This window comes from Ruegeria sp. HKCCD8929, assembly GCF_013031405.1.
In the GTDB taxonomy this organism is placed as follows: Bacteria; Pseudomonadota; Alphaproteobacteria; order Rhodobacterales; family Rhodobacteraceae; genus Ruegeria.
The window spans coordinates 1-13576 of the sequence record NZ_WPZY01000014.1 but is presented as its reverse complement, the minus strand read 5'-3'; the positions used below and the strand labels follow the sequence as shown (position 1 = coordinate 13576).

The 13576-nt window shown below is 56.8% G+C and carries 12 protein-coding genes and 1 pseudogene; 11 read left to right on the top strand and 2 right to left on the bottom strand.

Annotation, left to right across the window (positions count from 1 at the left end; genetic code table 11):
* Positions 1-83: 83 nt before the first annotated feature.
* The 10 genes from GOX53_RS18945 (at position 84) to GOX53_RS18900 (ending at position 10512) form a co-directional block, all read left to right on the top strand.
* A complete protein-coding gene (locus tag GOX53_RS18945; RefSeq protein WP_254446629.1) occupies positions 84-845 on the top strand; it encodes an ATP-binding cassette domain-containing protein in 762 nt (253 codons plus the stop codon).
* A gap of 11 nt (positions 846-856) precedes the next feature.
* Positions 857-1984 (top strand): ABC transporter permease, encoded by a 1128-nt coding sequence (locus tag GOX53_RS18940; RefSeq protein ID WP_171179111.1) that lies wholly within the window; start codon positions 857-859, stop codon positions 1982-1984.
* Positions 1985-2067: 83 nt separating this feature from the next.
* Positions 2068-3219 carry a substrate-binding domain-containing protein gene (locus tag GOX53_RS18935; protein ID WP_171179109.1) on the top strand — a complete coding sequence of 384 codons (1152 nt, stop codon included), beginning with the start codon at positions 2068-2070 and terminating at the stop codon, positions 3217-3219.
* A 75-nt stretch (positions 3220-3294) separates the two neighbouring features.
* A complete protein-coding gene (locus GOX53_RS18930; protein WP_171179107.1) occupies positions 3295-4257 on the top strand; it encodes a YncE family protein in 963 nt (320 codons plus the stop codon).
* On the top strand, positions 4254-5264 hold the full coding sequence (locus GOX53_RS18925) for a 4-hydroxythreonine-4-phosphate dehydrogenase PdxA (protein WP_171179105.1): 1011 nt from the start codon (positions 4254-4256) through the stop codon (positions 5262-5264). Before GOX53_RS18930 ends, GOX53_RS18925 begins: the two co-directional genes overlap by 4 nt.
* Before the next feature lie 10 nt (positions 5265-5274).
* The gene (locus GOX53_RS18920) at positions 5275-6450 is read left to right on the top strand and encodes an L-rhamnonate dehydratase (RefSeq protein ID WP_171179103.1); all 1176 of its coding nucleotides are present in this window, start codon (positions 5275-5277) and stop codon (positions 6448-6450) included.
* A complete protein-coding gene (locus tag GOX53_RS18915; protein ID WP_171179276.1) occupies positions 6451-7362 on the top strand; it encodes a dihydrodipicolinate synthase family protein in 912 nt (303 codons plus the stop codon).
* A 1-nt stretch (position 7363) separates the two neighbouring features.
* Positions 7364-8866, top strand: a complete 1503-nt coding sequence (locus tag GOX53_RS18910) for an aldehyde dehydrogenase (NADP(+)) (RefSeq protein ID WP_171179101.1) — start codon at positions 7364-7366, stop codon at positions 8864-8866.
* Positions 8867-8878: 12 nt separating this feature from the next.
* Complete coding sequence (locus GOX53_RS18905) at positions 8879-9592, top strand: cytochrome B (protein ID WP_171179098.1); 714 nt, start codon at positions 8879-8881, stop codon at positions 9590-9592.
* Positions 9592-10512 (top strand): SMP-30/gluconolactonase/LRE family protein, encoded by a 921-nt coding sequence (locus GOX53_RS18900; RefSeq protein WP_171179096.1) that lies wholly within the window; start codon positions 9592-9594, stop codon positions 10510-10512. The genes GOX53_RS18905 and GOX53_RS18900 overlap by 1 nt, the downstream gene beginning before the upstream one ends.
* Before the next feature lie 425 nt (positions 10513-10937).
* Here the strand turns inward: GOX53_RS18900 and GOX53_RS18895 are convergent.
* Both GOX53_RS18895 and GOX53_RS18890 read right to left on the bottom strand, forming a co-directional pair.
* Positions 10938-12069 (bottom strand): annotated as a pseudogene (locus GOX53_RS18895) (IS3 family transposase).
* Between the two features lie 272 nt (positions 12070-12341).
* A complete protein-coding gene (locus GOX53_RS18890; RefSeq protein WP_171179094.1) occupies positions 12342-12758 on the bottom strand; it encodes a helix-turn-helix domain-containing protein in 417 nt (138 codons plus the stop codon).
* A gap of 74 nt (positions 12759-12832) precedes the next feature.
* Here GOX53_RS18890 and GOX53_RS18885 point away from each other — a divergent pair, with 74 nt between their 5' ends.
* Complete coding sequence (locus GOX53_RS18885) at positions 12833-13477, top strand: cation transporter (protein WP_171179091.1); 645 nt, start codon at positions 12833-12835, stop codon at positions 13475-13477.
* Positions 13478-13576: the final 99 nt, after the last annotated feature.

Genomic DNA, 13576 nt, shown 5'->3' with positions numbered 1-13576 from the left:
GCTTTCGGCAAAATGAAGCGGCGCAAACCAATTCGAGCGGTCAACTGACCGCCATGGCGGAGCTTTGCGCAGAGGAGGAAACCATGAGCGAACAGCCATTGGTTCAGATGCTAGGAATAACAAAGCGCTTTGGCGGCGTGACGGCGCTGCAGGATGTTGATCTTACAGCCTACGCGGGTGAGGTCCTTGCCATCGTCGGGGATAACGGGGCGGGTAAATCCACTTTGATCAAGATCCTGACTGGCGTATATCAACCCACCGAAGGCCACATCCAGATGGATGGAAAGCCCTTGGAGATGGCGAGCCATTCCGACGCAATCGCAAACGGGATTGATGCAGTCTATCAGACACTGGCATTGGCTGATCACCTGTCGCCCGCCGCCAATATGTTTCTGGGTAACGAGTTGAGCAGGAGTGTATTTGGCATTCCGTTTCTGGACAACAAGCGCATGAAAACCGAGGCTGCGCGGGTTCTGGAAGAACGCCTGGGCGTTCGTCTTCGCTCGATGGATGTGATGACAGAAAGCCTGTCGGGCGGGCAGAGGCAGGCCGTCGCAATTTCCCGCGCTGTTTATCATGAGGACTTGCGTCTTCTGGTGATGGATGAGCCCACTGCGGCGCTGGGTCCTCAGGAAACCGCGCGAACTTTGAAGCTGATCAAGACGCTGCGTGAGCAGGGGCTGGCCGTGATCCTGATTTCTCACTCACTGGATGATGTGTTCGAAGTGGCCGACCGGGTGCATGTGCAACGCCGGGGCCGTGCTGTTGGCGTTGTCAAAACTGCGGAAAGCTCCGTTCAAGACGTTCTGGGCCTGATTGTCGGCGCCCAGGATGCGGCTGCGTGAAGGAGAACGATATGTCCGCAGCAACCACAAATACCGAACAGAAAACAATCATGGACCGGCTCGAGCCCTATCTGGCGTTCATCGGCCCGATGGTCATGATCCTTGCAATCCTCATCTTTATGGGTATCGCCGAACCTGCGCGGTATTTCCGCCTCACCAACCTAAACCTGATCCTGTTGGATGCCGCGCTCTATATGCCGATGGCGATGGCCATGACCTTCGTCATTACGCAACGCGGGATCGACCTGTCCATCGGGTCAATTGCCGCCTTGTCGGCAATCCTGATGGCCTTTCTGATCAAACAGTATGGTTTCCCGGCATGGGTCGCCGTGCCATTGGCGGTTGTCATGGGCGCGCTCATGGGGCTGATCAACGGTCTCGTCATCACCCGGTTCAAAGTACCCGACCTGATCGGCACGCTTGCGATGGACTTGGTCTATCGCGGTCTGGCGCTGGTGATTGCCAAAGGTCTCGTGCTGGCCCGTTTCCCCGACCTGATTACCGAGATCGGACGGGGCCAGATTCCCGGTTTCATTCCTGTTCCGGTCGTGCTGGGCCTTATCACAATGGCCATCGGCTATGTCGTGCTGACCCGCACTTACTTCGGGCGTTATACCATTGCCATTGGCTCCAACCCCGAGGCCAGTGAGATGACCGGCGTGGCGGTCGACCGTCGCAAGATATATGCCTATGTGCTGATGGGCGCGGCTGCAGCGATGGCCGGTGTCATGCTGACGGGTAAGCTGAATGCCATTCAGGCAACGTCGGCTCCATATTTCAACCTGCATGTCATCGCGGCGGTTGTGGTTGGCGGCACATCTTTGTTCGGTGGGCGGGCCTCGATGCTGGGCTCGCTGGCGGGCGTGCTGTTGCTCTCGATGATGATCAATGCGCTCGTGACCCTGCGGATTGAGTTCTTCTGGCAATCCGTTGCTTCAGGTGTGGTGATTGTCAGCTCGGTCGCGCTCTACACCTGGATGCAAAAGAAAGACCGGGACGGCGCACGCAGCCTGCTGGATGGGTTGCGCACGAAGGAGGCGCAGAAGCTGCTGCGGTTCTCGGCCGCGCTGATTGGCGCACTAATCCTGTTGCTGGCTGTTGGGGCGGGACTGGCAACCGAGCCTACGCCGAGTGGCTAGGGCAGAAAAAACGGTACGCCGGGAGGTAGGAGTCCCGACGCACCTGCAAGACCCCACAATGTTCGCGAAAGGGAGGACTTACCGTGAAACAATTGAACAAAGCACTACTGACGACAAGCGCGTTTTGCCTGTGTGCCACCGCAGCTGTTGCCGACGGGCACGGGAAGCTACCGCTGAAAGAGCTGCCAGGTATCGAAAACCGGGACTATTGGGTGCCGGGCGAAGTGAATGCCGACGGCAAGCTGGAGGCCTTGCAAGCTACCACAGGGGCCGAGGCGGTCAAGTACTCGGGCACACAAGACGGCCCGTTGCAGATTGCCTTAATCTACCCTTCTGCGGATACGTCGGACTTTTGGGCGCGCAACTACCTTGCGATGACAAAACGTCTGGATGAGCTGGGCATCGAATATGAGACGACCGAGTTCGCCAGTCGGCAGATCGAACACAGCTTGCAGTCGACCTATGCCAATCAGGTTGTGCAGGATGCCGACCTCTATGATTTCGTGATCTTTGGTCCCTCGGAACTAGCCATTCAGGCGGACAATATTGACAAGATGGCAGGCAATGATGGTTTTGCGACCTTCGTATGGGCCTTCCACACGCCGCCCAAAGATCTGAAAAACCAACCGGATGCGTGGTTCGACTTTAGCTCGGCGGCGGGCGCGCTGACCATGTGCGACTACATGCTGGGGCGTCTGGGTAATGATGTGACCATGGCGATGAACCGCGGCATTCCGGGGATCACCGATGATCAGCGCTCGGGCGATTTCAAAGCCTGTGTCGAGGAAAAGGGCAACTGGACTACCGTCTATGAGCACTATGGCGAGTATCAGCGCGAAGGCGGTTTCGAAGGCACCAGCCTGATCTTGCAGGCATACCCAGAGGCCACGATCATCCACAACGCGAACACGGCGATGGCGATGGGTTCGGTCGAAGCGCAGGTTGCAGTCGGAAAAGAAAAGGATGTGTTCTCGACCGGATGGGGCGGCACAGGTCTTGAGCTGGACGCCATTCGTCGAGGCGAGTTGGACGCAACCCCAATGCGCATGGGCGATGATGTTGGTGCGGCCACGGCCGAAGCGATCAAGGCGCATATGGAAGGCCGACAGGACGAGCTGCCCTTTGTTTTCCTGGGTCGGATCACGGTCGCGCATGATCAGATGAGCGCAGAAGAGCTCGATGCGCTGGAACAGGAAGCCTTCCGCTTCTCAGGCGTTGGCGCGTTGGAGCGGTAAGAAACCCGTCTGAGGGCGGCCGTTTCGAGGTCGGCCTCAGACACGCGGAACAGACCATCACAGGAGGGAGTTCGAATGGCGCAATCCATGATGTTGATAGAGAAATGCAGCCATTGCGTGAGCTGGTATGACATTGACACGGGCGCCTTGCTCGGGCGTTTGGATTTGCCACATTTCCCTCATGAATTCGTTGTCGATAGCGATTTCCATTATGCTTATGTCGGCCACTACGGGGTGCAGAATTCCGGCATTGACGGCACCGATGGGCGCTCGGTCGTCGTGGTCGACATTCGCAAACAAGAAATCGCCCATACTTATGATCTTGGCGAGCATGCCCGCCCGCATGGAATCGGGCTGGATAGGCAGGGGCGGCTATATGTTCTGTCAGAATGGACAGGGCATTTACTGGTCAAGGAAAACCCGCGCGCTTTCGATCAGGGTTGGGATCACATCACGCCGACGGGGGGCAGCAAATGTCATCTGTTTGCGCTGACCAAGGATGGCCGCACGGCTTATTCGATGAACCTGACCTCTGGCGATGTAACGGTGTTCGACCCATATGACGCCTCGGTCGAGCCAATTTCGATCAAGACCGGACAAAAACCCGAAGGTCGGTGCCTGCGGGAAGAGGCTCATACGCTCTATACCTCGCAACGGATCTCCAACACGGTTGCGGTGATCAACACGCAAACGCTTGAGGTTGAGCGCGCCTTTCCGACACCGGATGATCCCTGCCGCATCTACTATGACGAAAAGCGCAACCGCCTGGTGACGATGAACCATTTCGGCGGGTCGTTCTCCGTTTTCGACGAGGCGACGGGCGAGATGCTGCATGAACAGAAAACGCCTGCCAATCCGCTGGCACTGTGCATCGATGACGAGGCAGCCTTTGCCTATATCGCAATCGATTGTGAGCAGGTGCAGCGCTTTAACCTCGATACGTTCGAAGTTGTTCAGACCTTTGATACGGGCAAGGAGCCGGACGTCATGGTCATCCTGCCCGACGGATTTTCAAAACATTGGGAGAATGCGGCATGACCAAACCGCGTATCGCGATTGTTTCGGGCGACCCATCGGGGATCGGGCCGGAACTGATCGCCAAACTGCTGCATCAGGATGGTGTTCAGGATGTCGCCGACATCGTGCTGGTTGGTGATGGCCATCTTTGGGCACGCGGCGCGGAACAGGCCGGTCTGGATGTGCCTCTGAACACAACCACCGAAGCCGACGTTGCCGATCAGCGGGGGTTGTCTCACCTTGAGCTCGATACCATCGCGCCCGAAGATGTGAAGATCGCCGAGGTTACGGTGGAAGGCGGCTCGACGTCCCTGCGCTGTCTGGACAAAGCGATGGATCTGGCGATGGCGGGGCAGGTCGACGGCATTCTGTTTGGCCCGTTCAACAAAGCTGCGATGACCGCTGCGGGGCTGAACGCAGAAGACGAACATCGCTATATGGCGCGGTATATGGGGCATGACGGCTATCACTCGGAACTCAACGTTCTGGATGAGTTGATGACGACGCGCGTGACCTCGCATATCGGGCTCAAGGACGTGGCCGCCAATATCACCGAAGAGGGGATATTGAATGCCGTCAATCTAGCCCACGACACGTTGCGCAAGGCCGGCAAGGCCAGACCGAATATCGCGGTGGCAGCGCTCAATCCGCACGCGGGCGACAATGGCAAGTTCGGCCGGGAAGAAATCGACATTCTGGACCCCGCCGTCCGCAAGGCGCAGCAGAAACAGATGAATGTGACGGGCCCCTGGCCGTCGGACACGGTCTTCCTCAAGGCGCAGCGGGGTGAGGTTGATGCGGTTGTGACCATGTATCACGACCAGGGCCAGATTGCGATCAAGCTGATGGGCTTTGAACGCGGTGTGACAGTTGCGGGCGGGCTGCCGATTCCGGTGGCGACCCCGGCGCATGGCACTGCCTTTGATATTGCCGGACAGAACAAGGCCAATCCGGGCGCAACGCGGCAGGCGTTCGACCTGCTGGTGCGCATGGCCAAAACCCATCGCGCCGACCGTGGTGCGGCCTGAGGAGACCAAGATGACCAAGATCAAGTCCGTGCGCACGCGTGTCTGGAACTGGACCGGCCCAACCGTGCCACCCACCGGCAATTTTTGTACCAACGCGTCAGACCTGTTGTATGAGAAGGGTGACGCAATGTCGTCATTCCGGTTTCATCAGTGGTTGACCTGCGAGATCGAAACCGAAGACGGTACCATTGGCATCGGCAACGCGGCGCTGGCTCCGTCGGTTGTAAAGGCCGCCATTGACGAGTGGTTCGCGCCGCTGGTGATTGGCGAAGACCCTTTCGATTATGCCTACCTTTGGGAAAAGATGTACCGCCGCAGCCATGCCTGGGGGCGCAAAGGGGTCGGGATGACAGCCATTTCCGCTGTTGATCTGGCGATCTGGGATCTGATGGGCAAACTGGCGGGCAAGCCGGTTTTCAAACTGCTGGGCGGGCGCACCAAGAGGAGAATCCCGGTCTATTATTCCAAGCTGTATTCCGGCCCCATTGACGTGATGCAAGCCGAGGCGGAAGAAGCAAAAAAGAACGGCTATAGCGCCTACAAAATGCGGTTCGGTTGGGGGCCGAAGGATGGCATGCCAGGTATGCGCGAGAACCTCAAACGGGTTGAGGCAGTGCGCGAGGTGATCGGTTATGACGCCGACCTTATGCTGGAATGTTATATGGGCTGGAACCTCGATTACGCCAAACGGATGCTGCCCAAACTGGTTCAGTATGAACCTCGCTGGCTGGAAGAGCCGGTGATCGCCGACGATGTCGAAGGTTATCGTGAACTCAATGCGATGAACATCGTTCCGATCTCAGGTGGCGAACACGAATTTTCGGTCATCGGCTGCAAGGACCTGATCGAGAAAAAGGCGGTTTCAGTCCTGCAATACGATACCAATCGCGTGGGCGGTATCACGGCGGCGCAAAAGATCAATGCCATTGCTGAGGCCTTTCAGGTGCCTGTCATCCCGCATGCCGGGCAGATGCACAATTACCACCTAACCATGGCCAATGCGAACTGCATGATCAGTGAGTACTTCCCCGTCTTCGATGTCGAGGTGGGCAATGAGCTGTTCTACTACATCTTCGAGGGTGATCCGGATGCGGTCGACGGTTTCATCGATCTGGACGACAACAAACCGGGTCTGGGGATCGCGATCACGGACAAGCACCTGAAACACTTCGAGATAACGGAGTAGATCATGACTTATTCAGGTATCTGGCCCGTTGCGCCCACGCCGTTCAACGATGATGGTGCTCTCGATCTGGACGGAATGGAACGTGTTCTGGATTGCCTCATTGACCAAGGGGCAGATGGCATTTGCATCTTGGCGAATTTTTCGGAGCAGTTTCTGATTTCAGACGAGGAACGCGCAATTCTGACCCGGTTGTGTCTGGAACATGTCGCCGGACGCGTGCCGATGATTGTGACGATCAGCCATTTTGCCACGCAGATCGCAGTCGAACGGGCAAAATACTCCAAAGAGCTTGGTGCTGACATCGTCATGATGATGCCGCCCTATCATGGGGCGCTTCTGAAAGGGAACGCGCAGCAAACCTATGAGCAGTTTGCAGCCGTGGGTGAGGTTGGCATCCCTATCATGGTACAGGACGCGCCGCTGTCAGGTGTTGATCTGCCAGTGCCGTTGCTGGTGAGGATGGCGCGAGAGATCGACATGGTGAAACTGTTCAAGATTGAATGCCCCCGTGCGGCCAACAAGCTCCGCGCACTGATCGCCGAGGGTGGCGATGCGATTGAGGCGCCGTTCGATGGCGAGGAAGGCATCACCCTGCTTGCCGATCTGGACGCCGGCGCGACTGGTTCCATGACCTCGGGCATGATTGTCGATCAGATCAAGCCTGTGATCACCCACCACCATGCTGGCCGTATCGAAGAGGCGACCGCCGCTTACGGGCGCGTGGCGATGGCGATCAACCATGAAAACCGTCAGTGCGGCTGGCAATCCTGCAAGGCCGCGATGGTCGAAGGCGGGGTTATCCAATCTGACTATTGCCGTCATCCGATCGATCCGCTGCAACCGGCCATTCGCGACCGTTTGATAAACCTTTTGAAACCACTGGACCCGCTTGTCCTGAAATGGGGAAAATAAGATGATCTTTGGGAAAAACCTGATCGACGGCAACTGGGTCGGGTCCGATAATTTGCATGCATCTGACGATCTGGGTGGGCAAAGCTTTGCGCAGGCCACTGCCGCACAGGTCGACGAAGCCTGCCGCGCGGCCCGGCGCGATTTCCGCGCCTATTCGGGAAAATCTCGTGCTGAACGCGCCACGTTCCTGCGCACGATTGCGGACCAGATGGATGCTCTGGGCGACGAAATAACGCAAACCGGCATGGCCGAAACGGGCCTGCCCGAAGCGCGATTGGTGGGTGAGCGCGGCCGAACGACCGGCCAACTGCGTATGTTTGCCGACCTGATTGAAGAGACAGGATACCTCGATATCCGAAAAGACGGCGCACTTCCTGATCGGACGCCACTCCCCCGTCCTGATCTGCGCCTGACGCACAAAGCCATCGGCCCCGTGGCCGTCTTTGGTGCGTCGAATTTCCCGCTCGCTTTCTCAACGGCGGGTGGTGACACCGCCTCTGCCTTGGCGGCTGGCTGTCCAGTTGTCGTAAAGGGCCACAGCGCCCACGCGGGCACAGCAGAACTGGTGGCACAGGCCATCGACAAGGCCATTGAGATCTGCGACGTGCCGTCTGGCACATTTCAGATTGTGCAGGGCTCGGGGCGCGAGGTCGGCTCGGCTCTCGTACAGCATCCAGAAATCCGTGCCGTCGGTTTCACTGGATCTCTGACGGGCGGCCGGGCGCTTTACGATTTGTGCCATGCACGCCCGCAACCGATCCCGTTTTTCGGCGAACTGGGCTCGGTCAACCCGATGTTTTGCCTGCCTCATGCCATGTCCGCACGTGCGGCCGAAATAGGGTCAGGCTGGGCTGCGTCCCTGACCATGGGTGCGGGGCAGTTCTGCACCAATCCCGGCGTTGCCGTCATGCTGAAAGGACCAGACGCAGGGGCACTTGAAGCCGCCTGTGCCAAAGCGCTCAACGAAACCGCCGAACAGAAGATGCTGACCGATGGCATCCACGATGCCTACGAACAAGGGGTCCGCGAGTTTCGTGATCTGATGGTCGAGGTGACGTCGTGCGGCGCGGCGTCCGGCAAACGCTGGGCATTGCCCGCGTTGTTCAAGGTCAACGCAGCCGACTGGATGGCAAACCCCAAACTTCAACACGAGGTGTTTGGCGCTGCGGGTATCATCGTTCTGTGTGAGGACGCAGATCAGATGCAGGCACTGGCCGAATGTCTGGAGGGGCAGTTGACCCTGACCCTGCATGCGGATGATGCCGATACAACCCAAGCACAGGCACTCATGCCGATCCTCGAAGAAAAAGCGGGCCGTTTGTTGGCAAACGGTTTTCCAACTGGTGTCGAGGTCTGTTCTGCCATGATGCATGGCGGACCGTACCCGGCCAGCACGGACGTGCGAGCTACATCGGTGGGTAATTTGGCCATCGTGCGCTGGCTGCGCCCTGTGAGTTACCAGAATATGCCCAAGGCGTTGTTGCCGGATGAAATACAAGGCTGAGATAAAATGCGGATGACGGAATGGCTGTTGTCATCCTGTGATTCGGGGCGAGGTCACGAGATTGGCCTCGCCCTGTCATGGCGCGGGCGGCTGATGGCACCAGCCTGGGCATTCATTTGTCCGGCGGCGATAATTGCGGCGCGGTACTTCAAGATCATGTCGTGCCAAAACTGGCCGCGCGTTTTGAGTAATCCAATCTGGTGGCAGTGCCTTCGGATTGGTCAGAGGACCGCTTGTTTCCTGACATTGCCTGCTGTGTTTCTGGTTTGGAGTATTCCGGGCGTCGTCGTGGAGTTTCACGCTGTGCATGGAATTCTTGTTCTGTCTCTTTGTTTTTTGCAGCTTTTGGGCGCGATGGCGTGCTGTTCAAAGGGAGGGCCATCAGATCCCGGTGGCATGTCCGGTGACCACTATGACATGACCCGCAGGCGTTTAAAATTCAAACGTTTTCACCGAAGCAATGGCCATGTTGTGCTGCCACTTATTGTCATCACCATACTCAGCGGTCTGTGGTTCGCTAATGCACTATGCTGGATGTGGTTTTCGGTCACTCTCTATTCGGGCGTTCTGTGCGGCATCACCCTCCTTTTGCAACGGGCAGGGTGTGCTTTTGCTACCTTTCAAACCGTTTGGGGGCCTGACCCTGCGTTCCCGAGGAGCCAAATGGCACAGACGTGGTGGGCCACGGCCAGGCCCGGTGATTTGATGAACAGAGGAGGAGATTGATGTTTGGTGTTCTGGACGGCACGGGTTTCGAAGTCATGGAAAAGGAGTTCGAGGCCTGCATCATCGGTCATGCCCGGGTCGAGCGGTTATGGACCGGCGCGCGCTGGTCTGAAGGCCCGGCATGGTTCGCCGCCGGGCGCTATCTGGTTTGGTCCGACATCCCCAACAATCGTCTGATGCGCTGGGATGATACGGATGGGTCGGTTTCGGTGTTTCGGCAGCCTTCCAACAATACCAATGGCAACACGGTAGATCGAAAAGGGCGGCTGGTCTCCTGTGAACACCTGACGCGCCGCGTCACTCGAACCGAGCATGATGGCTCGATCACGGTTTTGGCGGATGCCTGGGATGGCAAGCGTCTGAACTCACCGAATGATGTCGTGGTCAAGTCGGATGGCTCTGTGTGGTTCACCGATCCGTCTTACGGCATCATGATGGATTACGAAGGCGAACGGGCGGACAGCGAAATCGGAGCATGCCATGTCTATCGCATCGATCCCGACACGGCCGAGGTGGCGGCTGTCGCGACAGATTTTATGAAACCCAACGGGCTGGCGTTTTCTCCCGATGAAAGCACCCTTTTCATTTCAGACACGGGCGTTACGCATGATCCGGACGGCCCGGCCCATATCCGCAGATTTGCCGTTTCGTCCGATGGGAAAAGCCTGACAGGAGGTGAGGTCTTTGCGGAATGCACACAAGGAGTGTTCGATGGCTTCAGACCAGATCGACATGGCCGTATCTGGAGTTCGGCGGCAGACGGCATTCACTGCCTTAACTCGCAGGGAGACTTGATCGGAAAGGTCCAACTTCCAGAAATGGTCGGAAATGTGTGTTTCGGTGGAGCGAAATTGAATCGGCTTTTCGCAGCGGGAACCAGCTCGTTATATGCAGTCCATCTGAACGTAAATGGCCTATAGGTGGGAAGATTTGAGTAGTTCAGTGCGCAAAGTGATCGTTCAAAGTTCTTGGATGTTTTTTGGGGCAGGCTGTATGGTCGTGTCGGGCGGTGGCCAACGGAAGTAGTATATGCCGTGTCTTGACCGTGAGAGATACGCATGCGGCTTCATTTTGCGTCACGCTGCACTAATGCATACCATCATGTTGAACTTTTAGTGATGAACTCAGCAAAGTTCTTCCACTAGCTGTACAAAAAAGGGCTGAAAAAGCCCAGCACGAAAACTCGTGGCAGCTAAGCTGAGTGCAGAACGTCAGCGAGCTTTGTGAGGCTCTGGTTCTCGACAGTGCCGTGCTTTTTGTTTGTGTGGAGTGACAGATAGTTAGAGGTGGTCCTGCTTTTTCGACCAGTTTTCAGCCCGGTTTTAAGGTGGGTCTTGGTTTCGTTTCAGGCTGCTTTCTTCTCTTCAAGCCGTTGGGTCACATAGGCCTCGTTTGGCGTCAAGATGCCGTGGGTCGAGTGGGGACGTTCGGCGTTGTAATAGGCGAGCCATTTGCCGATTCCTGCCCTTGCCTCTGAGCCGGTTTCAAAGGCGTTGAGGTAAACACATTCGTATTTCAGGCTCCGCCATAGTCGCTCGATCATGCGGTTATCGATCCAGCGGCCTCGGCCATCCATGGATATTTTGACCGTCGCGTCCATCAGTGTGTTGGTCCACTCAAAGCCCGTGAACTGGCTGCCTTGGTCCGTGTTCATGATTTTAGGTGGACCGTAGCGATCGAACGCTTCTTTCAAAGCTTCAACGCAAAAGTCTGCTTCCATGCTGTTCGATAGACGCCAGCTCAAGGCCTTCCTGCTGTGCCAATCCATGATCGCGACCAGATACAAAAACCCGCGCCGTATGGGGATGTATGTGATGTCGGCGCACCAAAACTGGTTCGGGCGGTTGATGATCAGCCCCTTGAGCAGATAGGGCCAAACCTTGTGCCGGGGATGTTTCTTCGACGTATTGGGCGGCTGGTAGATCGGCACAAGGCACATCTTGCGCATCAGTCTGCGGACACGATGACGACCGTATTGATGACCATGCCGCTTCATGAAGCGTGCCATTTGGCGAGAGCCATACCACGGCGTTTCCAAGAACTGTTTATCGATAATTGCCATGTACTTGAGGTTCTCGGCACTTTCACCAACCGGCTGATAATACAGGTTTGAACGGCTCAGGCGCAGCAAAGAATATTGGCGGCGCTGGCTGAGCTTGTGGTCCGCGCTCACCATTTCTTGCCTCGCGTCCCGAGCAACTGATGCGAGGCGTTCGCCAAAAAATCCCGCTCCACGACCAACTGCCGATCTTGGAATGAAGCTTTTCGATCTCGGCCTCAGATGCGCGGGCGTCATCGGATTTGCCACGCTCGAAGACACTGGACATGTTCGCAATCGCTGCGCGTTTCCACGTGCTGATCATGTTCGGATGTACGCCGTATTTGCGCGACAGCTCAGCCAGCGTCATCTCTTCGCGGATCGCTTCCAACGCGACCTTGGCCTTAAACTCTGGCGAGTGGTTCTTTCTCTTGGACATTCTGGATCGTCTCTTTCGTCATGCGATCCACCTTAAACACCGGTCCGATTTTCCGCGACCACCTCTGTTTGACCCTTGGGCACCTGCTAACCCATTGATCCACTGTCGGCCAAGATCGGAATGAAGCACCGGATTGACCCTTATGGACAGATAGATTGACTCGGTGGCGCAGGTTTCTACGACAACTGCCGTTCGATCTGGCTACATCAGTGTTAATGAGGCGGGACAAAGTTTCCCTTGTCGATCTTTGAGCCATTGTCTGTTTTTGGTGGTCAGTTATCTCGCCCACACAGGTCATGGTCTGCAAGCGAAGCCAAAACGTAACAGTCCTCTGCCACGCCACGACCGTCGCATCCGTGAGCGATGCGGCTCAGTTCCGTCTCAAGGGCCTTTAGGCGTTTGATTTTTTCTCGCACCTCGAACAATTGACCTTCTGCGATTTCAGTGGCGGCCTCGCATGACCTGTCCGGATGGTTTTGTAACTCGATCAGGGAAGAGATCGCTTCGATCGAGAAGCCAAGATCACGCGCATGACGGATGAAGCTCAAGCGTTCCAACCCCTCATTCGTGTAGCGCCTCTGGTTGCCAGCCGTACGTTCCGGTGCTGCCAGAAGACCCATTTCTTCGTAATAGCGGATGGTGGGCACTTTGACCTTCGTCCGCTTCGAAAGCTCGCCAATTGAGAACATGCAGAAAGCCTCTTGAACCTCTAGTCACTAGAGACACTACATTAGAACCGAGGCGATTCTGAAGAGGTTTCAAGATGGCAGGATGCTGCGGCAACGACGTGAAATTCGACGGAATGTCGAACGAATACAAACGTCGGCTTTGGATCGTCATCGCGCTGAATGCGACGATGTTTGTGGTCGAGATGACCGCCGGACACTACGCGAAGTCTAAGGCACTTCAGGCCGACGCGCTCGACTTCCTTGGGGACGCACAGACCTATGGTATTTCCCTCGCTGTGATCGGTGCGTCGATCCGCGCTCGAACGAATGCGGCCTTGGCGAAGGGTATCAGCCTCTTCCTGATGGGCGCGTGGGTGTTTGGTTCTACCGTCTACCGTGTGTTCTACGTGGGTGTTCCAGAAGCCGAAATCATGGGGATCATCGGCGCATTGGCACTCGCGACAAACCTTGCGAGCGTGTTTCTGCTTGTCAGCTACAAGGATGGAGACGCAAACGTGCGGTCAGTCTGGCTTTGCTCGCGGAACGACGCCATCGGCAACGTGGCTGTCATGATTGCCGCGTTGGGGGTCTGGGGCACTGCAACAGGTTGGCCTGACCTCATTGTGGCAGCGATCATGGCGAGCCTGTTCTTGTCATCTGCGTTCCAGATCATTCGCCAAGCACTTGAGGAACGGCGGGAAGAAATTGCGCATGAGCACGAAACGGCGCAAACAAGCTGACATTCGTTGCGGTCCAATAAGTCTGTAGGTCTGGGCTCTTCTGGCACCTTCGCCGCGCGGTGCATGAGCGCCCGCTTTGCCCGATGGGTCAGCGACACT